The organism is Fimbriimonadaceae bacterium, assembly GCA_023957775.1.
Classification (GTDB): Bacteria; Armatimonadota; Fimbriimonadia; order Fimbriimonadales; family Fimbriimonadaceae; genus JAMLGR01.
The window spans coordinates 116,658-136,642 of record JAMLGR010000004.1; the positions used below are offsets into that span (position 1 = coordinate 116,658).

Genomic DNA, 19,985 nt, shown 5'->3' on the forward strand with positions numbered 1-19,985 from the left:
CCGCGTTGGATTGGCTGCTCTTGGTGGCCCTTTGCGGGCTGGGGATCGCGTTGGGCCGGATGCAGACGACGGCGCGTCAGGCCGGAAGGCTGGACGGGGTGAGTCAGACGGTGATGTCGGCCGTCCATCCAGCCTCGAAAACGCTGGAAGGGGCGCTGGACGGCGTAGCCGACTTCGTCACGGGCATCGTCTCGGCCAACGATCTGGTCTCTCGGAACCGCGCCCTGGAGGCGAGGGTGCGCGCGATGGAGCAGTACGACGAGAGGGTCAAGGCGCTGACCCAGGACATCGACGCGTTGCGGCGCGAGATCGGGTTGGAGCCGGTTGCGGGCAGGAAGAAGATCGCCGCGAACGTAACGATGTACTTCCCCTACGAGAACCGCATCGTCATCGACGTCGGCAAGAAGCAGGGGGTGTGGTCGGGGCTTCCCGTGGTCACGGCAGACGGGTTGTTGGGCGTCGTGCAGGTGGTCGAGGAGCACGTGAGCCACGTGTCGCTGCTCAGCAGCCCCACGCTTCGCGTCGGAGCGGTGACCAACCGCGATCCGGCGCCGGCCGGCCTGCTCCACGGAGAGTCCTCGGACGTTCTGATCTTCGAGCTGCTCGACTCGAAGCAGCCGGTGGAAACGGGCGACCTGGTGATGACCTCGGGCTTCTCTGAGAACATCCCGCGCAACATCCCCATTGGGAGGGTGGTGCGTCTCGAGGATGATCGCGAGTTCGGGACGCGGCGCGCGCAGGTGTACCCGTTCGCGCAGATCGGCAATGTGCGCGAGGTGTTCGTGCTGCGATGAGCGGGGGACGCCGATGGGTGGTGGCGGGTATGTGCCTCTACGTCGCTGCCGCGCTCCAGCCGCTGACGCTCCGCTACGCGCTGTGCGGTCTGCGTCCGGACTTCCTGTTGATCGTCCTCGCGGTGTTCACCCACTTCTCGTCGCGGCGCGGCGGCTTGGTGCTCGGCTTCCTGACGGGGGTGGTGGCCGGGGCTCTTCCGGGCGCGAACATGGCCCATTACGTGATCAGCCGATCCCTTGCGGGCTTCTGCGGCGCGTGGGCCCGTGCGTTCGGATTCGAGGAGGGGCTTGCCACCGCGGCGGCCAGCGCCTTTGCGATCACGCTGATCGCACAGTTGGTGTTGATGTTCCTCGCTCCACCTGCACGAATTGGGCCCTTCCTTGGGGCTACAATAGGCTCTGCGGTGCTGAACGGTGTGCTGGCCATCCCGCTCTACGCGCTGGTATCGAGAGTCCTCGGGCCGATCGAGCGCTAAGCCGCACGGTACGAAGCATGAGCAAACACATCAACGTGCTGGAGATGGCGCGCGAACAACTCGCGATCGCCGCCCGGTATCTCGATCTCGACGAGGGGCTTCACGCCGTCCTCGCCCAACCGAAGCGGCAATTGGTCGTCAACTTCCCGGTCGTGCTCGACAACGGGCAAGTGCAGGTGTTCCAGGGCTACCGCGTGCAGCACAACGCGACGCGGGGGCCCACAAAGGGCGGCATCCGCTACCACATCGACGTGGATCTCGACGAGACCACCGCGCTCGCGATGTGGATGACGTGGAAGTGCGCCGTGGCGAACATCCCTTACGGCGGAGCCAAGGGGTCGGTCAAGGTCGACACCAAGCAGCTTTCCAAGCGCGAGCTCGAGAAGCTCACCCGTCGCTTCACCACGGAGATCACCCCGATCCTCGGCGAGTTGGGCGACATTCCCGCTCCCGACATCGGCACGAATGCCCAGGTGATGGCCTGGATCATGGACACGTACTCGATGCAGAAGGGCTTCACGGTCCCCGGCGTCGTGACCGGCAAGCCGATCGAACTGGGCGGTTCCGAGGGGCGCGTCGAGGCTACGGGCCGCGGGGTGATCGTCTCCGCCCAAGAGTCGGCGAACTCGATGGGCTTCTCGCTCGAGGGGGCGCGGGTCGTCGTGCAGGGCTTCGGCAACGTGGGGTCGGTCGCAGCGATTCTCGCCGAAGAGGCGGGCGCGACGGTGATCGCGGTCAGCGATGCCCGCGGCGGCATCGTCAACACGAACGGGCTGCCCGTGAGGGAGCTTGCCGATCGGTACTCCGGACGCGAAGGCGGGATCGCCGAGTACAGGGACGCCGAGCCGATCTCGAACGAGGATCTGTTGGAGCTGGATTGCGACGTGTTGATCCCCGCGGCCATCGCCGCGCAGATCCACGCGGAGAACGCCGGCAAGATCAAGGCGAAGCTGATCGTGGAAGGGGCGAACGGGCCGTGCACCCCCGAGGCGGACCACATCCTCTCGGACAAGGGGGTGCGCATCGTCCCCGATGTCCTCGCCAACGCAGGCGGTGTGATCGTCAGCTACTTCGAGTGGGTGCAGGACCTGCAGAACTTCTTCTGGGAAGAGAACGAGGTCAACAACAAGCTCACACGCATCATGCGCCACTCGTGCGCAGCCGTCGAGCGCACCATGGTCTCGCACAAGACCGACATGCGCACGGCCGCCTACATAATCGGTGTGAAGCGCGTGGCCGAGGCGACCACGACCCGCGGCATCTATCCGTAGGTAGGGCGGGCGGGCGAGGGGCCCGCCCGAGTGTTGAGTGTTGACCTTCGACAAGGCCTCATCCCAGCAGTTTCGCGACGTCCACCTTCTCTTCCAAGATGCCCTTCCACAGGTCGCCCTTGACCTCCAGTCGCGCCATCACCGTGCGAACGGTGAAGTCGGTGGGATACACGTTCTCCAACTCGTCCCACTCCACGGGCACCGAGACCGGCGCGCCGGGTGCTGGGCGGGGCGAGTAGATGCTGGCCAGGGTCTTTCCCCGGACGTTCTGGTTGTGGTCGTAGAAGATCTTCCCGGTGCGTTTCGGGACCGACCACTCCATGGTCACGTCCTTGGGTCGCTGGCGCAGGAGGTGGTGGCCGAGCGTGGCGGCGAACGCGCGCACCGCGTCGTACTCCAGGTTCCGCACGATCGGCACGAAGATGTGGATGCCGGTCTTGCCGGACAGCTTGGGAAAGCCCTTGAGCCCCAGGGCCTCGAGGATCGGACGCAGGGCAAGGGCGATCTCCACCGTCTTGGCGAAGGCGGCGCGGTCGAGTTCGGGCTCGGCGCCCTTCTTCTCGTTCCCTGAGTAGATGTAGGGATCGAGGTCGATCACCATGAAGTCCGGGTAGTTGAGCACGGACGCCTCCAGTGCCTCCTCGCTCGACCAGAAGTCGAGCCCCTTGTCGCGGGCGTCCGGCTCCGGCGAGATTCGCGAGTACCACGTGTGCAGCTCGAGGTCCGCGATCTGGCCCAGCCACAGGAGCGTGGGCAGGTTGTTGCACACCATGTACTCGGTGGCCTTCTGGTTGTGGCCCGAGAAGATGCGGAACGTCTCCACGAAGGGCGGGAGGTCGTGCTCGTAGTGCTTCTGGTAGAAGTGTTCGCCCTCGATGCCGTGCGGGTAGCGCGTGAGGGTGATCGGCCGGTCGCGCATGTTCGGCAGGAGATAGGGTGAGACCTGGGCGAGGTAGCGCAGGTAGTCGCGCTTGGTGACGGGGGCTTCGTCCCCGAGTCCCGGCCAAAGGGGCTTGTCCGGGTTGGTGACCGCCACGATCGCCCCTTGCACCTGGAGTTCGAACCCCTTCGTGGCCCCGTCGATCTGGTCGAGGACGGCATCCAGGTTCGCTTCGATCGCGAGCGCCTCGGCTGGATCCGTGGGCGGGGTGACCGGGGCGGCTTCGGCCGGGTCGGGCCCGGGAGGCGCGAGATCGGGCCGCATGCGCAAGAAGACCGGCGCGCGCAGGTTCCCTTCGTCCGTGAGGTTCGCGTACTTCACCTCGCACGCGAGCACGGGCGCGACCCACGTCGTGCCTGGCGGCGCCGGGGGAGGAGGATCGAACGGGCACTGGGTTTGCGAAATCTCGTCGAGCTGCTTGCGAAACGTCGCAAGCATCGTATCGTCGAACCCGCTCCCCACGTTTCCGAACGAGACGAGCTTGCCTTCTTGAAATTGGCCGACGCACAGGGATCCGAAGGTCTCCTTTCGCGCGCCTTCGCCTTGAGTGAAGCCGCCGATGAAGAAATCGTCGCTCAAGAAGGTCTTGCACTTGAGCCACTGGTCGGAGCGCGCGCCGGGCGCGTACCGGCTGTCGAGGCGTTTGGCGACGACCCCCTCCAGCTCCATCTGCCGTGCGGCTTCGAACAAGACCTTGCCTTCTCCGGGGTAGTGGTCCACGCGCTGGAGGTGGGCGCCGGGCAGGGCGATCGTCTCGAGGAGCTCCTTGCGGGCCGAGAGAGGCGTGCGGGTAAGGTCCCACCCGTCCAGGTGGAGCACGTCGAACACGCAGTACGAGGCGGGCACTTTGCGCGAGGCGTTCCGGATGTCGAGGTCGCGATCGAGGAGGAACCGCTTCATCAGCGTCTGGAAGTTGACCTTCTTGCGCTCGTCCAGGGCGATCACCTCTCCGTCGAGCACGGCTTGGCGCACATCGAGCGCCGCGAGCTGCGCGACGACCGCCGGGAACTTGCGGGTGACGTCCTTCTCGCCTCGCGAGAGCAGCTTGACCCTCCCCCGGTCGAGGATCGCAACGATCCGGATCCCGTCCAGCTTGAGTTCGAACGTCCACCGGTCGTCGTCGAAGGGCTGGTCGCACGAGCTGGCGAGCATGGGCTTGAAGGCCTCGGGGAGCGGCGCGCGGCGGGCGTCTTGAACCTGGGAGGCGGGATGGACGGGGGGTTCCTCCGCGGCCTTCCGACCCCCGCGCACGTCCTCGAGGGTCCTGCCGGAGAGCACGGACGTTTCCGGTGCGAGCAGGGTGTCCTCAGCTTCCTGGGCATAGGGGTCCCGGTGTTTCAGCAGGAGCCATTGGTTGTCGCCGGTCTTGATCTTCACGAACGCGTACGAGCCCTTGAGCCGCTCGCCTCTGAACCAGAGCGAGAGCTTGCCGGCTTCCAAGCCCTTGCGCACCCGGCGCAGCGCCTCGTCGCGGTCGAGCTGGACCGGAGTGCCGTCGTCGTCGGGAAGGTAGGTCCCCGCATCCCAGACGATCATCTCTCCGCCGCCGTACTGACCCTTGGGGATCTGCCCCTCGAAGTGGCGGTACTCGAGCGGGTGGTCTTCGACCTTCATCGCCAGCCGCTTTTCGCCAAGGAGCGCGCTCGGCCCCTTCGGCACCGCCCACGAGATCAGCACGCCGTCGAGTTCGATCCGGACGTCGTAGTGCAGATTGCGCGCCGCGTGTTTTTGGACGACGAACAGCAGGGGCCCGTGCGCAGGGGCAGCCTCGCCGGGACCCGGCTCCGGGGTGACCGAAGCGCTGCGCTTGGCCGCGTACCGTTCGAGCGCTCCGCGCTCTTCGTCCATCGGTTTTCGTTCGTCGCTTGTCGTGTGTCCCTTCTTGGACTTAGGCATGATGCGCCCCCCGGTCCGAACGACAAGCGATCCACGACAAACGACCCACGCCTCCTAGGCCTTCTTCTTCTTCGCGGCCTCGACGCTGGCGCGGAGGGCGTCCATCAGATCGATGACGCCGGTCTCCGCGACATCGGGCTGTTCCACGACGGCTCCACCCTGCATCTTGTTCTCGATCATCTCGAGCAGGGCCTCGCGGTACTTGTCCTGGTACTCGGAGGGGTTGAAGGGCTCCTGGAGGAGATCGATGAGGCTGTCGGCCATCGCCATCTCCTTCTCGCCCACCGTGGAGAGATCGAGGTTCGTCTCTTCCGGCTTTCGAATCTCGTCGGGGTAGAAGAGGGTCTCGAGCACGATGGTGTTGTCCTTGCCCGGTCGGAGCACGCACAGGCTCTCCTTGTGCCGGATCGCGATCTTCGCGACGGCGACCACGTTCTTCTCCTTGAGCGCCTTCAGGAGCAAGGCGTAGGGTTTGCGCCCCGTGTCCTCGGGCTCGAGGTAGTACGTGGAGTCGTAGTAGATCGGGTCGATCTCCGCCGTTTCCGCGATGGACGAGACCTCGATGGTGTGCTTCGAAGGCAAGGGCAGCTTTTCGAAGTCCTCGGGCTCGAGCACCACGTGCTGGCCCTTGGCGTACTCGTACCCCCGGTCGACCTCGTTGAACTCGACGGTCCGCTCGCAGACCGGGCAGTAGCGCTGCTGCTTCAGCCGCGACCCGCACTTCTCGTGCAACTGGTGGAAGGACACGTCCTTGCTGGTCACCGCCGTGGTGAGCCGAACCGGGATGCTGACCATCCCAAAGCTGATAACCCCGTTCCAAATCGAGCGCGCCATGGTCCTGACATTATGAGCCATGCGAGGCGCGGAGGGTAGTATAATACTGGTATGGGATCTATCTCACGCAGAGGCGCTCTGGGTCACGCAAAGGACGCAAAGAGCGCAAGGGAGACGGATGACTGAGAACGAGATTTCCCGCGTCGTGTTCGGTGCGGCGCTCGGGGTGCATCGTGCATTGGGCCCGGGGTTGTTGGAGAGCGTCTACGAGTCGGCGCTGGCCTACGAGCTTGGCAGGGAGGGATTGTCGGTGAAGCGCCAGCAGGCGATCGCAGCAGTCTACGATGGTCTGCCGCTCGGCCTGGGATTTCGGACCGATCTCGTGATCGAGGAGAAGGTGATCGTGGAGATCAAGTCGGTTGAAGAGGTCCCTCACGTGGCTTTCAAGGTGGTTCTCACCTACCTGAGACTTGCAGACATGCGCCTCGGGCTGCTGATCAACTTCGGAGAGACCCAACTCCGAAACGGATTCCGAAGAATAGCCAACAAACTCGTCGAGAACGCCCCTTAGCGTTCTTAGCGTTCTTTGCGTGAAACTCTCGCCCGCCACCCATGCCTCACCAATTCGAACACAAACGGAAGCAGCGTGATCCCGATGATCCCCAGCACGACCATCGAGAAGCTGTCGCGCACGACGGGGATTTCCGCGAACAGGAACCCTGCGAACACGAAGCCGCCTACCCAGAGCACCGCACCCACCACGTTGTAGAACTGGAACTTCGCGGGCGGCATCGCGCCCATCCCGGCGACGCACGGTGCGAAGGTGCGCGCGAACGGGACGAAGCGGGCGACGACGATCGCCAGCGGGCCGTGCTTCTCGAAGAACGCGTGGGTCTTCGCGAGGTTGGCCGGGTTGAGGAACTTCGCCTTCTCGTTGCGGAACAGCTTGTGGCCCGCGTAGCGGCCGATCGCGTAGTTCGTGGAGTTGCCCAGGATCGCGGCGGCGGTGAGCAGGAAGAACAGGATCCACACGTTCAGCTCGGCGCGGTGCGCGAAGAGGCCGGCGGCGAACAGGAGCGAATCGCCCGGCAGGAACGGGGTGACCACGAACCCGGTCTCGGCGAACACGATGAACGCCAGGATCCCGTAGGTCCACGCCCCGTAGTCCCGAATCACCTCCTGGAGGTGCTTGTCGAAGTGCAGGATGAAATCGCCGAGCTGCGAGAAGATCTCCATGAAGGAAGACGCAGTGTATCTGGCACCCGCCCCACGCTGCCAACTCACCCATAATGAAGACCTTGCCCAAGGCCAGCCATCTGATCGAGACCGCCTTCGAGCGGCTCGCCGGTCGCAAAGGGTTCGTCGAGCGGCCGGACCAGAAGCAGCTCGCCCTCCTCCTGGCCGACTGCATCGAAGGACCCTCCTCGGCGGCGTTCGAGGCGCCCACGGGGTTGGGCAAGTCGCTCGCGTGCCTCGTCCCGGCGATCGCGCACGCGCTCCTCGACGGGAAGCGCACGATCATCGCCACCTACACGAACGTGCTGGCGGAGCAGTACTGGCGCGACGACCTGCCGCTCGCGCTCGAGCTGTTCGACGGCGAGCCTCCCAAGTCCGAGTTCCTCATCGGCCGACAGCGGTACGCGTGTCTTGCGGCCATGGACGAGCAGAAAGGCGAGGTGCAGGCACGGTTTCGACGCGTCGCCCAACTGGGCATCGAGTCCGAGCTGCGCGGCATGCACGGTGTGAGCCAGCGCGACGCCGCGAAGCTGTGGCCGCTGATGGCCGCGCCCGCCGTGTGTCCGGCGCGCCTGTGTCCGCACTTCAACGAGTGCTTCTACTACCGCGCGCGCCGTTCTGCCGAGCGCGCGGCGATCGTGATCACCAACCACAGCGTCGTGATGCAGGACGCCCTGCTCTCCCAGGCGTCGAGCGGCGAACTCAGCTTGCTGGGCGAGTACGACTACCTGATCCTCGACGAGGCGCACGACTTCCCGCTGGCCGCCCTCAACGCCCTGGAGTTCGAACTGAGCGATGCCAAGCTTTCGCAGGTGGCGGGGATCGCGACAAAGATGGAGCATGCGTTGCTCCCCATCGCCGCGCAATCCGGCGCCGGCGAGGAGTGGGTGCAGACCTGTGTCGCCTACCTGGAGACTCTCAAGCGGGCGCAGCGCGATGTCGGCGCCTTCGGAGCGACGCTTGGCCACCCCGGCATCCTGGCGGTCGCCCCCGCGGAGGTCGAAGCGCACGAGCAGGTGAAGCGGCACTCCGCGACCCACGCCAAAGGAGGTGCCGAACACCTCGCCGCAGGCGTGGCGGAGCAGACGACTGCCTTCGTCAAGAAGGCGCAAGCGACGATTGAGCGGAGCAAACGCAACAGCGAGGTCGAGCCGGGGAAGGCCGACGAGGCGGCGGAGACGGTGCGCAACTACTCCATGTACCTGCGCGAGTACGCCGAAGGGTGCCTCTCGCTCATGGAGCCGAACCCCGTGTCGGTGAGCTACGTGGGTTTGCGCGAATCCGGGGCGATCCTGCGCCACGACGTCGTGGACCTCGCCGGACCCCTCCACGAACTGCTCTGGTCGCGCGTGCCGGCCGCGTGCCTCTCGGCGACCCTCGCGGTCGATGGCGCTTTCGACTTCTTCAAGCGCCAGACGGGCATGGCGCCGGACTTCGAAGAGGTGCTCCCCTCGCCGTTCGATTTTGCCACGCAGGCCGCGCTCTACCTTCCCCCGCCCGGTCGCATTCCCGACCCGACCGAGGCGCGCAAGAGCGGCCAGGAGGAGGCGTACTTCGACGCCGTCGCGCGCGAGCTCGAGCAGATCCTCCTCGCCATGGGTGGGCGCACCCTTGCCCTGTTTCACAGCCGGCGCGAGATGGAGGCCGTGCGCGAGCGGATGCACGTGCCGGACGAACTTCCGATCGTGATGCAGCGCTGGTCGGGGGCCGCGTACGCGGGCGAGCGGTTCAAGAAGGACGTCGCCACCTCGCTCTTCGCCCTTCGCTCGTTCTGGACCGGGTTCGACGCGCCGGGGGAGACGCTCTCTTGCGTGGCTCTGGTGCGCGTGCCGTTCGAAGTGCCGATCGATCCCCCTCAAGTCGCGCGCATGGCGTGGCTTCAGACACAAGGGATCAACCCCTTCGCCGGACACAGCCTGCCCATGGCGAAGATGATGATGCGCCAAGGCGCCGGCCGGCTCGTCCGCCGCGATGGCGACCGGGGCATCGTGGCCGCCCTCGACGCGAGGCTCCATACGAAGCGCTACGGCGAGGAGATCCTCGCGAACCTCCCGCAGGAGATGCGCCGCTTCGACGACGTCCGCGAAGCGGCGGGTTGGGTCGGTATCGAGGGCTGGAGCTAGGTGTTGTCTATCGTCTATCGTTTGTCGTTTGTCGTTTGTCGGGGCGAATTTTCGGACTTTGGGCTCCGTCCCTTCCACATTGGAGACGGATACCGTACGATAGAAACCCATGGGCATCAGAGCGGCGGCGAGCCTCGCATTGGCGATCGGCGCCGGCTTCGCGAGCGGAGCCGGTCCGCTCGGCATCCGGGTTCAACCCCTCTACGAGGGTCGGAGGGCTTCCGGCATGGTCGCGCTGGTCGCGACCGTTTCGAACAGCGGCCGGGACGCCACGGGCGCCGTGGTCGTCTCGACCGAGGGCATGGCGCCCGTGCGCTTTCCGGTCGCCCTGCCGCGAGGCAGCGTCAAGCGGGTCCGCATGTTGGCGCCGCTGAACGCCTACTACGGCACGCCGACGGTCGTCCTTGAAACCGATCGCGGCAGCGTGCGGGCCATGCTCCCGCCGTCCGAAATCGCCTACGGGGAAGATCATCCGGGTGCCCTCCTCATCGGCGGGGCCTCGGGAGAACTCAACTTCCTCGAAGAGAGCACCGGCCTCTTCGTCCAGGCGGAGAGCGCGCCCGATCGCCCCATCGCGTACGCCAGCATGCGCTTTGTGGTTTTGGGCGAGGGCGCCGAGCGGATGTCGGACGGAGTCGTCGACGCGCTCCAGGCGTGGGCGGAAACCGGGGGCACGATCGTGGTCGTCGGGGGGGCGTCGAATCCCCTGCTGTTCGACCGCCGGTGGACGCCCTTCCTGCCGCTCGAGGCAGAGGGAAGCCGCCAGGCCCGGATTCCGAGTAGCGTCGAGAAACTCTGGGGGCGGCCGATGCCCGACGCGCCGATCGCGGTGGCGTTCGGAAGGGTCGCTCCCGGCGCCCGCGTCGCCGTCCAAGGCCCGGTGCCCCTGGTGATGGATCGACCGCTGGGTTCGGGACGTGTGTTGATGTTTGCGTTCAATCCGTTCGAAGGGCCGTTGCGCACGTGGCCGGGGCGGAAGAAGATGTTCGAACAGCATCTGCCCGCCATGGGATCGACCGGGATGATGGGATTGCAGAGCCAGCCCTCGTACTTCGGAGGGACCCGCATTCCGAGCTCGCCCGGCGTGATTCGAAACGAGCCAGACCCGTTCACGGTCGAACTGCCGGCGACCGGAACCGTGCTGATGTTGCTCGCAGGGTACGTGGTCCTGGTGGTTCCCATCAACTTCCTCCTCTTGCGCAAGCTGAAGCGGGGCGAGTGGGCCTGGGTCACGTCGCCGCTGCTGAGCCTCGGCTTCGCCGCCGTGTTCTTCTCGTTCGCCGCGGACCTCTACAAGACCCCGTTGGGGCGTGCGGTGACTGGGACGCTCTACTTGGACTCCCGGCTCGACCACGGCTACCTCGTTGGGAACGCGCAGCTGTTCATCCCGCGCGGCGGGACGTACGACCTTCGATTCGACGCGGTGGACTGGGTGGCGCCCGTCGGCTTCGACCTCTACGGCTCCGGCTACGGTGGCCGCACGGAGAGCCGCATCGATCTCGGCCTGGTCGACAACGGCAACCTCCACGCGCGTCGGGCCGCCTTTCCCAACCTCGCGTTCCACCAGTTCGGATTTGCCCAGCGTTTGGAAACGGCAGGGTGGCTGGCTGTTCGCGGGAGTGTGAAGAACGGCAAGGTGAGGCTCGAGTTGACGAACGGATCGCCTTACTCTATGGCACCCACCATCGGCAAGGGGGATGCCAATGCGCTCCCGGTCGGCATCCTGGCGCCTGGCGCTTCGGGCGCCGTTCAGTTGGCGGGTTCGAGGGTCCCTCCCCACGTGTTCGTGTTCGGGTCCTTGGAGGGGCTCGAGGCGGGGCCGCGGTTGGGAAAGGACTACTCCTCGCCGACGTCCATGCGGTTTGAGGCGGTCGTCCAGGTGGTGAACGAGTGAACTGGTTCCGAAGCGCGGTGCTCGACAATCCGATGTTCGCCGAGATGCCGCGACAGGCGCGCAGGTTCGTCTCGCCGTCGGGTTCGGGAGCAGTCAACCGCCTGGCCGTGGGTTGCATGATCGCCGCCTACCTGGGATTCATGACCCTCGTCGGAGAGTCGCAGATGCCGTTCGAGGGCGTGGTCTGGGTCGAAATGATCCTGGCAGCGATCCTTGTCGCTCCCGTGACCCACAAGGCGATCGCGGGCGAGCGGGATCGGCGTTCGTGGGACCTTCTGCAGGTCGCCCCACTCCGTCCCGAGCAGATCGTGGTGGGTCGGTTTGTCGGGGCGATGATTCCGTTCCTGACCCTCGCCGTGCTTGCCACGATGGTCGCCCCGTTTTCGACGGCTTCGAACAGCTTTTACGCCGACGGATACCGGTACGCCAGCCCGGCGATCTCGACGGTCGCGCTGTCGCAGGTCTACGTGGTGAGTTGGAGTCTGTGCCTGGTGGCGCTCGGCATCCTCATTTCGGCGCGGAGCCGTCGCGCGTTCACGGCCCTTGCCTCCACGTTCGGCGTGTTGGTGATCTGGCTGGTGGTGTTGCCGGTGCTTGGGTCGGTGGTGTTCGACTCGTTCACGTGGCAGATCGCCGAACAGCTGTTTCCGTTCACGACCCTGAGCTCGATCTTTGCGCGCACCCCGGACAGTCAAGCGCTGACGTCCCCGTTGGCGGGGGCTCTGCTGATGTCGACGGTCTACACGATCGCCGGCGTTTCGTTGCTGGTTTGGGCCTCCAAGACCCTCCATTTCGCCGACAACCAAGTTCGATTCGCGGGAGGACGCCGCCATGCTTGAAGTCAAGAATCTGCGCAAGGTCTACGGGCCGCTCGTGGCCGTCGAGGAGCTCAGCTTCACGTTGCAGCCGGGCGACGTGTTCGGGTTCATCGGGTCGAACGGGGCGGGCAAGACCACGACGATCCGTATGATCTCGACGCTCCTCGAGCCCACCTCGGGCACCGCGACGATCAACGGCGCCGACATCTGGAAGGACCCGATGGAGGTGCGGCGGCTGATCGGCTACATGCCCGACTTCTTCGGCTTGTACGACGACGTGAAGGTGTGGGAGTACCTCGACTTCTTCGCGACGATCTACCGGGTGCCGGTCAACCAGCGCCCGGCGGTGATCGACAACGTGCTCGAGCTGACCGACCTGACGGTCAAGCGCGACGCCTTCGTCCAGTCGCTCTCTCGGGGAATGCAGCAACGGCTGTGCCTCGCCCGCTGCCTGGTGCACGACCCGGCGCTGCTGCTTCTCGACGAGCCCGCGAGCGGTTTGGACCCGCGGGCGCGAGCGGAGTTGCGCGAGCTGATTCTCGAACTCGGTCGCATGGGGAAGATCGTTATCGTCTCCTCGCACATCCTGTCCGAGCTTTCGGGGTTCTGCAACACCGTCGGGATCATCGAGAAGGGGCGGCTGTTGGCGTCGGGTCCCGTCAAAGAGGTGATCGGCAGCATCCGGACGTCCCGCGTGCTGGAGGTGCGGTTCCTCGAAGACGCCGGTGCGCCCCTGCAGTTCGCGAAGGCCCGTGCCCACGTGAACGACGCGCAGATGGGACCCGAAGGCCAGGTGTGCATCGACTTCGTCGGGACGCTCGAGGATCAGGCGTCCCTGCTGGAGGCCTTTGTGGCGGCGGGACACCGGGTGGTGGACTTCCGCGAGACGCACGCGGACCTCGAAGACGTCTTCATGCGCTTGACGACGGGGGCGTTGAACTGATGGCGCACGCGATCGGAGACGGGCTGCGCGAGGCGAAGCGCACCTACTTCGGAAACGCCACGGCCGTACGCGACTTCCGCTCGCAGATCCGCGGCACGCGCGCGTTGGTGTTGCTCACGCTCTACCTCTTGCTCCTGTTGATGATCGTCGCGGCGATCTACGTCTCGACCGTTCAGGTAGCGACCGTCTCGATTTCGGTGGCCCAGGAGTCCCTGAGCCGTTTCTACGTGGCGGTCTTGGCTCTGCTCGCGGCGGCGGTGACGGCGATCACTCCCGCGCTCAGCGCGTTGGCCGTGATCGGCGAGAAGCAGCGCCGTTCGCTCGACCTTGTGTTCAGCGCTCCCGTCACGCCGTACTACTTCCTGGTCGGGAAGCTGATCAGCAACTTCCGCTGGACCGCGCTTCTGATCCTCCTGGCGATGCCGTTCTGCGCTGTCAGCATCGTGCTGGGCGGAGCCACGTGGACCGATGCGCTGGGCGCGTTCCTCATCCTCCTTTGGGCAGGCCTGCTCTACTCGGCGATCGGGATCGTGCTCTCGACGCTGGCGGCCACTCCGGTCGCCGCGATCATGCAGACGTACGCGGTCGTCGGCGTCTACTCGATGGTGGTGGGGATCGCCTCCACCGCTTCGAGCATCAGCTACGCGATGGGCAGAGTCGACATCCCGTGGTGGACGGGGTTCAGTCCCTTTGCGGCGGGGATGATGGGTTCGAGTTCGGCCGAGGTCTTTGGGATCGCCGTCCCGCACTGGGTCAGTGTGGGTCTGGTCACGCTGGTCGCGGTTCGGCTGCTTCTCCTCGGCGCCGCCTCGGCGATGTCCGGTTACGACGCGCCCGAAACGCGACGGCTGCGCATCGAGGGGTGGGTCGTGATGATCGCGCTGGGGTTCTTCCTGGGGGGTCTGGCCGCGCCGAACACCGCCGTGTCCCCCGCGGGTCCGATGGCCGATTTCGGGTCGGGTTGGGGTGCGACAACGGCGCTGCTGATGGTGCCGCTCCTCGTGTTCCTGCCCAACCTCGTGTGCAGCGCGCCCGATGCGGATCGGCGCTTCCGATTCAACGGGATGGTGGACTGGCGGCAGGTCTGGCGTGGAACGCCTGCGGGGTCGCTCCCGTATCTGGTGTTGCTGTGGGCTGGCTTGTTTGGGGGCTCCGCGCTCCGCGGTTTGATTTGGCAGGACGGCGCGATCGACGCCGAATTCGCGACGCGCGCACTCTGGGCCCTGGCCTTTCTCTATTTCTGGTGGGCGTTGGGTCAGTTCGTGTCGGCGTACGCCACCACGTTGCGAGGGGCCCGCGCGGCGATCTTCGCTCTGGGGCTGATCGTGCTGGTCATCCCGTTCCCGGTGCTTTCGGTCATGACCGCCACGGCCGATCCGGGAAACACCTATCTGTTCGCGCTGCATCTGATGTCGCCGCTGTTCTGGCGCAGCGACCTCTCGGCCGGCGTGCATCTGGTGGCGCTGGCGGCGTTTGGAATGGGGGCGGCCGCGCTGGCGCGCAACCGTTATCAGGAGCTTGGATATGGACAACGACACTCACCTTCGGCTGATTCGGTTTAGTCGGCGCGTGCGTCTGGCGCGCGCGTGGCGGGGCGCGGCCGTCGGCTTGTGCGCCGGCGCGCTGGTCGCGGCGGCTTTGGCGGGGCTCGACGCGTGGAGGGTCGTGTTCGCCGAGCCGCTGACCCTGGCGGGGGCGGTCGCCGCCGGAGGCGTCTTGGGCGCGATCGTTGGAGCGTTGTGGCGCGTCCGCACGATCGATGTCGCGGACAGCATCGACCGGAGGGCGGGGCTCGAAAACCGCGTGCGCACGGCGATCGCCGTTCCGGACGGAGCATTCTCGGACGCCCTGCGGGAGGATGCCCGCCTCCAACTCCAGGACGTGAGGCCGAAGCAGGTGTTTCCCTTGCGGCTTGGCCGGTGGCATGCAGGCGCGCTGGCGCTCTCTGCCGTCGCGGCCTCGTTGTTCCTTCTGGGCAACACGTCGTTGTTTCTCAGCGAGGAGCAGAAGGCGGACCGAGAGGCGCTGAAGAAAGCGGCACCGCTCGTCGAGCGAGTCGCCCGTCCGAACCTCGAGGACCGCACGGCGGACGAGAAGGCGCTGAACGCGGAGATGAAGCGGTTCGCCAAGCTCCTCGAACGCGCACGCATCGATCGGCCCGAAGCGTTGCAGAAAGCCAACGACCTCGCCCAAAAGGCCGACGAGTTGGCGCGGCAGCGGTTCAAGCAGGCCGAGCAAAGCCTGCAGACGGCCGACCAGGCCCTCGCCAAGATGATGCAGGACGAACTGGCCAAGGCAGGGCTGGAGAACGTGGATCCGGCGGATTTGATGAAGGATCCGGCGGCCGCAGAGTCCCAGATGTCCAAGCTCGACCAGCAGATTCGGGATCTGGAGAAGCGTCTCGGGGACAAGGGGCTCAGCGACGCCCAGCGCGCCGAGCTCTCCCAACAGAAGGCGGACGCCGAGAAGCAGCGCCTCGAATTGAAGCTCTCGAAGGAGGCGCGCGAGACGTTCGACAAGCTGTTCAACTCCAAGGAGTTCAAGGAGATCATGGAAATGGCCCGGAAGCTCCGCCAGGAGGCGCAAGCCGGGCAGCAGGGCCAGCAGAAGCTCACCGCCGAGCAGGTGAAGGAGCTTCAGGATCGGCTCGAGGAGTTGGCGAAGCAGCTCAAGGATCCCGAAAAGCTGAAGGAGTACCTCGATGCACTGCGCGAGGCACTCAATCACGCGGGAGAAGGGTGAGAGGGCTCGATGTGCGCCAGCGGTCTGCTGGCGGCTCTCGGACTCGGTGGAAACGGCGGCCAGGGCAAGGACGAGTTCTACAAGAACCTCGGCACCGTGCCTCAGAACGAGAAGCCCGAGGACATCTCGGCCAAGGCGCTTCCGATGAGCGTCCGGGGCGAGAGGCAGGACAAGGGTGAAGAGTCCTATGTGGAGATCAAGGCTCCGGTCGCTCCCGGCCAGCGCTCTTCCACCCCCTACAGCAAGGTGTTGCCCAAGTATCAGAAACAGGCCGAGGAGGCCATGCGCCGGCAACAGATTCCCAAGGATCGCCAAAAGGCGGTGAAGGACTACTTCGACTCGCTGGGAGGGGGCCGTTGAGCGACGCCGCCGCCTCCGCGCAGTGGTTTCGGGACACGTTCGAGTCCGTGCGGGCCGAGGTGTGCAAGGCCATGGTCGGCCAAGAGCCGATCGTCGAGGGGGTGCTCATCGGGCTGGCTTCCAACGGCCACGTGCTGCTCGAGGGTATGCCGGGTCTGGGGAAGACGCTCCTGGTGCGTTCCCTCTCCGAGGCGCTCGACCTCTCGTTCGGGCGGATTCAGTTCACCCCCGACCTGATGCCAGCCGACGTGACGGGCACCAATGTGCTCGCGATGGGCGAGGGCGGGGGACGCGCGTTCGAGTTTCGCCGAGGTCCCCTATTCGCCAACATCGTGCTCGCCGACGAGATCAACCGGGCCACCCCGAAAACGCAGTCGGCGATGCTCGAGGCCATGCAGGAGCGCGCGGTCACGGTGGGAGGCGTGCGCCACGCGCTGGAGGAGCCGTTTCTCGTGATGGCGACGCAGAACCCGATCGAACAGGAGGGCACGTACCCCCTGCCCGAGGCGCAGCTCGACCGGTTCTTCCTCAAGCTGCTTGTGCCCTATCCTACGAAGGAGGAGCTTGCCGAGATCGTGAACCGAACCACGGGAACCGTCGAAGCGAAGCCCGAGCCCGTGGCCGACCGCGAAGCCGTGTTGCGGATGCGGCAGACCGTGCGCGAGGTCGCCGTGGCTCCGCACGTGTTGGATTTCGGGCTGTCCCTGGTGGTGGGGACGCACCCGGAATCTCCCAGTGCGTGCGAGTCCGTGCGCAAGTACGTGCGGTTCGGGTCGAGCCCGCGCGGAGCGCAGGCCGTCATGACCGCCGGCAAGGTGCGAGCGCTGTTGGAAGGTCGTTTCAACGTGTCGAAGGAGGATCTGGCCCGGGCGGCAAAGCCCGCCTTGCGGCACCGGCTCTTGCTGAACTTCGAGGCCGAAGCCGACCGCGTGAGCGCAGACGATGTGGTGGACGCCGTTCTTGCGGCGGTGAACGCCGGCGACAAAGACCCCATCACCGTGTGAGCGCCATGGCATCGACGGCGCCCCGATTCGTGCTCGATCCCGCCGAGTTTCGGCTGCTGGAAGGTCTGCGCCCGAATCCCCGAAAGACGTTCACCGGGCGCGTTCGAGGCGAGCGGCTGACCCGGCAGAAGGGGATCAGCATCGAGTTCGCCGACTTTCGGGACTATGTGGAGGGCGACGACCTGCGCCACCTGGATTGGAACGCGCTCGCCCGCCTCGACACGACGGTCGTGAAAACGTATCAGGACGAGGAGGATCTGGCCGTGCACGTCCTCCTCGACTGTTCGGCCTCAATGGGTTTCGGCAACCCGCCGAAGTTTGAGACCGCGCAGCGCGTCGCGTGCGCGCTGGGCTACGTCGCGCTGGCGAGCCACGACGCCCTGATCCCCCACGCGCTGGGCGCCCGCGTCGCCCCGGGTGCGCCGATGCGCGGGCGCGGGGCTTACCCGCGATTGGCCCAGTGGGTGCTCGACCGCACCGCCGAGGGCAAGGGCGCGTTGACCGAAGCGGTGCGCCGGTTCGCCGGGTCGAGCGCGCGATCCGGGCTGGTGTACCTCGTCAGCGATGGACTGGATCCCCTGCTGCCCGACGCCCTGCGCGTGCTGGCAAGCCGCGGGCATGAACTGGGTTTCGTCCACGTGCTGAGCCGAGAAGAGGCGGACCCCGATCTCGAAGGCGACCTGCGGCTTCTCGATGCGGAGGACGGCGAGCCCGTGGAGATCACGGCCAGCGGGTCCACGCTCGAAGGGTATCGCCAGAATCTCGACCATCACTGCGCTGCTCTCGAGGCCGCGACGACCCGCCACGGGGGCCGCTACGTCCGGCTGTTGGCGTCCGACCCGTTGGTCGCGTTGATCCGAGGACCGCTGCGGCGCGACGGGTGGTTGGTGGATTGAGCTTCGTCTCCGCCTCGGCCCTGGCCTGGTTGGCACCGATTCTCGGGGCGATCCTCGCGCTGTACCTGCTGAAGATGCGCCGCAGAGATTTCGTGGTGCCGGCGACCTTCCTTTGGCCCGCCCGCACGTTCGAGGTCCGCGCGAATTCGCTGTTTCAGCGGCTCCGGCTGAGTCTGCTGTTGTTTCTGCAGCTTCTCGCTGCGGCGCTCGTGATCTTCGCCATGGCGCGTCCGCAAGTGCGCCAGCGCACGCTGGCGGGCGAGCTGACCGTGGTGGTGGTCGACGCATCCGCAAGCATGGGAGCCCGGGAGGGCGGGTCGACTCGGTTCGACCTGGCCGTCCAGGTGTGTCGGAGTCTGGTGGACAGCGTACGCGCGGGGGACCGGATGAGCGTGGTGGAAGCCGGGCCCAGCCCGCGAGTCGTCATCCCCGTGTCGTCGGATGCGGGCAAGATGCGGCAAGCGTTGCAGACGCTTCGGCCAACCGATGCGGCCGGCGACTTGGGAGAGGCGCTTCGTCTCGCCGCGTCGATCGCCGCTCCGCACAAGGGAGCCCGGATCGTGCTCCTTTCGGACGGCGTGTTTCCTCCGATCGCCGATTTCTCCCCGGGCAACGCGCGGTTCGAGTTCGTCCCGATCGGCACGCAGATGGAGAACGTCGGCATCTCCGCGTTCTCCATCGCTCCGGCCGCCAAGGGCGTGCTCGCGTTTTGCGGGGTGCGGAACTACGGCAAGAAACCCATCGAGGCGACGCTCGACCTGCTCGCCGACGGCAAGCTTTTCAACTCGAAACGGATCGCGCTCGATGGCGGCGCATCGTTCGGGCAGACCTTTTCGGCTCCGTCCGGGGCCACCGTCCTCGAGGCGAGGATCCAGCCGGACGATGCGCTGGCCGCGGACAATCGGGCGTTTGCGCTCGCCGATCCCGGCGCCCGCGTGCGGGCGCTGCTGGTGGGCCGGGGCGATCTCTTTCTCGAGCGCGCCCTCGCCCTCGATCCGCGCGTGACCCTCGATCGCGCGGCCGCGCTGCCCCCCGAGGCAGGTGGCGAGGCCCCCTACGACCTCGTGGTGTTCGACGGGGTGCCCGAGCAGCCGACGCGTGCGCGCGGCGTGCTGACTTTTGGCGCTGCGGGGCCCTCGTCCCCGGTTCGGCGCGTGGGGGTGGCGAAGTCGCCCCGCGTGCGGTCCCAACAGACGGAGGACCCGGTCATGGAGGCCGTGGACCTTTTGGACACCTACATCGAGACGGCGGAGCGCGTGGAGCCCAAGCCGGAGGGGCGCGTGTTGGCGGAGGGCTCGCAAGGGCCTCTGATCGTCGCGGCCGACGGGGCGCAGCGGAAGCTGTACGTCGCCTTCCTTCCGGTCGATTCGGACCTTCCACTCCAAGTGGCGTTCCCCATCTTCGTCGCCAACGCGCTTGATTTCCTGGCGCCGCGAGAGTCGGGTGGCGACACGTTGCTGATGCCTCCTGGAAGGACGTTCGCGCTCCCGGCATCCGGCGAAGGCGCGCTGTCGCTCAAGGGGCCCGACGGAGCGAGCGCGACCTTGGCGGCAACCAACGGCGCCTACACCGTGCGCGAGGCGGTTCGGTCGGGGGTGTACGAATTCGAGCAGGGGGGCAAGAAGCGCACGCTTCTCGTCGGGACGCCTCCCGAGTCCGAGTCGGAGATTGCGCCGCGTGCCCAAGTGTTTGCTGGAGGCTCCGAGGTCGCCGGTTCGGAGTCGCTCCTACGGTTGGCGGACCTTTGGCGTTGGGTCGTGTTGGCGGGCCTGATCGTGCTGGCGGTCGAGTGGTGGGTTTTCGCAAGGAGGTCGTGAA

At 66.4% G+C, this 19,985-nt stretch carries 17 protein-coding genes; 14 read left to right on the plus strand and 3 right to left on the minus strand.

What is annotated here, in order from left to right; translation table 11 throughout:
- Positions 1-5: 5 nt before the first annotated feature.
- The 3 genes from M9921_04850 to M9921_04860 are packed head-to-tail and all read left to right on the plus strand — an operon-like array spanning position 6 to position 2,541.
- Positions 6-794: a rod shape-determining protein MreC gene (locus M9921_04850; GenBank protein ID MCO5296166.1), complete on the plus strand. Its 789-nt coding sequence runs from the start codon at positions 6-8 to the stop codon at positions 792-794.
- Positions 791-1,270 carry a hypothetical protein gene (locus M9921_04855; protein ID MCO5296167.1) on the plus strand — a complete coding sequence of 160 codons (480 nt, stop codon included), beginning with the start codon at positions 791-793 and terminating at the stop codon, positions 1,268-1,270. Before M9921_04850 ends, M9921_04855 begins: the two co-directional genes overlap by 4 nt.
- 17 nt (positions 1,271-1,287) lie before the next feature.
- Positions 1,288-2,541: a Glu/Leu/Phe/Val dehydrogenase gene (locus tag M9921_04860; protein MCO5296168.1), complete on the plus strand. Its 1,254-nt coding sequence runs from the start codon at positions 1,288-1,290 to the stop codon at positions 2,539-2,541.
- A gap of 58 nt (positions 2,542-2,599) precedes the next feature.
- Here the strand turns inward: M9921_04860 and ligD are convergent, their stop codons facing one another.
- Both ligD and M9921_04870 read right to left on the minus strand, forming a co-directional pair.
- Positions 2,600-5,329 carry a non-homologous end-joining DNA ligase gene (gene ligD / locus M9921_04865; GenBank protein ID MCO5296169.1) on the minus strand — a complete coding sequence of 910 codons (2,730 nt, stop codon included), beginning with the start codon at positions 5,327-5,329 and terminating at the stop codon, positions 2,600-2,602.
- Positions 5,330-5,431: 102 nt separating this feature from the next.
- A complete protein-coding gene (locus M9921_04870; protein MCO5296170.1) occupies positions 5,432-6,211 on the minus strand; it encodes a Ku protein in 780 nt (259 codons plus the stop codon).
- Positions 6,212-6,329: 118 nt separating this feature from the next.
- Between M9921_04870 and M9921_04875 the strand changes: the two genes are divergently transcribed.
- Positions 6,330-6,722: a GxxExxY protein gene (locus M9921_04875; GenBank protein MCO5296171.1), complete on the plus strand. Its 393-nt coding sequence runs from the start codon at positions 6,330-6,332 to the stop codon at positions 6,720-6,722.
- A gap of 5 nt (positions 6,723-6,727) precedes the next feature.
- Here M9921_04875 and M9921_04880 read toward each other — a convergent pair whose 3' ends face one another.
- Positions 6,728-7,387, minus strand: a complete 660-nt coding sequence (locus M9921_04880; GenBank protein ID MCO5296172.1) for a DedA family protein — start codon at positions 7,385-7,387, stop codon at positions 6,728-6,730.
- A 62-nt stretch (positions 7,388-7,449) separates the two neighbouring features.
- On the opposite strand from M9921_04880, the gene M9921_04885 reads away from it, so the two are divergent.
- From M9921_04885 to M9921_04930, 10 genes are all read left to right on the plus strand, one after another.
- Positions 7,450-9,510: an ATP-dependent DNA helicase gene (locus M9921_04885; protein ID MCO5296173.1), complete on the plus strand. Its 2,061-nt coding sequence runs from the start codon at positions 7,450-7,452 to the stop codon at positions 9,508-9,510.
- Positions 9,511-9,619: 109 nt separating this feature from the next.
- On the plus strand, positions 9,620-11,404 hold the full coding sequence (locus tag M9921_04890) for a hypothetical protein (protein ID MCO5296174.1): 1,785 nt from the start codon (positions 9,620-9,622) through the stop codon (positions 11,402-11,404).
- On the plus strand, positions 11,401-12,243 hold the full coding sequence (locus M9921_04895; protein MCO5296175.1) for an ABC transporter permease: 843 nt from the start codon (positions 11,401-11,403) through the stop codon (positions 12,241-12,243). The genes M9921_04890 and M9921_04895 overlap by 4 nt, the downstream gene beginning before the upstream one ends.
- A complete protein-coding gene (locus M9921_04900; GenBank protein ID MCO5296176.1) occupies positions 12,236-13,165 on the plus strand; it encodes an ABC transporter ATP-binding protein in 930 nt (309 codons plus the stop codon). The genes M9921_04895 and M9921_04900 overlap by 8 nt, the downstream gene beginning before the upstream one ends.
- Entirely contained in the window at positions 13,165-14,727 is a 1,563-nt protein-coding gene (locus M9921_04905) for an ABC transporter permease (GenBank protein MCO5296177.1), read from the plus strand. Before M9921_04900 ends, M9921_04905 begins: the two co-directional genes overlap by 1 nt.
- Positions 14,690-15,907, plus strand: coding sequence for a hypothetical protein (locus M9921_04910; protein MCO5296178.1), 1,218 nt, complete (start codon positions 14,690-14,692; stop codon positions 15,905-15,907). The genes M9921_04905 and M9921_04910 overlap by 38 nt, the downstream gene beginning before the upstream one ends.
- A gap of 9 nt (positions 15,908-15,916) precedes the next feature.
- Positions 15,917-16,267: a hypothetical protein gene (locus M9921_04915; GenBank protein ID MCO5296179.1), complete on the plus strand. Its 351-nt coding sequence runs from the start codon at positions 15,917-15,919 to the stop codon at positions 16,265-16,267.
- Positions 16,264-17,271, plus strand: coding sequence for a MoxR family ATPase (locus tag M9921_04920; protein MCO5296180.1), 1,008 nt, complete (start codon positions 16,264-16,266; stop codon positions 17,269-17,271). The genes M9921_04915 and M9921_04920 overlap by 4 nt, the downstream gene beginning before the upstream one ends.
- A gap of 5 nt (positions 17,272-17,276) precedes the next feature.
- A complete protein-coding gene (locus M9921_04925; protein ID MCO5296181.1) occupies positions 17,277-18,167 on the plus strand; it encodes a DUF58 domain-containing protein in 891 nt (296 codons plus the stop codon).
- On the plus strand, positions 18,164-19,984 hold the full coding sequence (locus tag M9921_04930) for a VWA domain-containing protein (GenBank protein MCO5296182.1): 1,821 nt from the start codon (positions 18,164-18,166) through the stop codon (positions 19,982-19,984). Before M9921_04925 ends, M9921_04930 begins: the two co-directional genes overlap by 4 nt.
- Position 19,985: the final 1 nt, after the last annotated feature.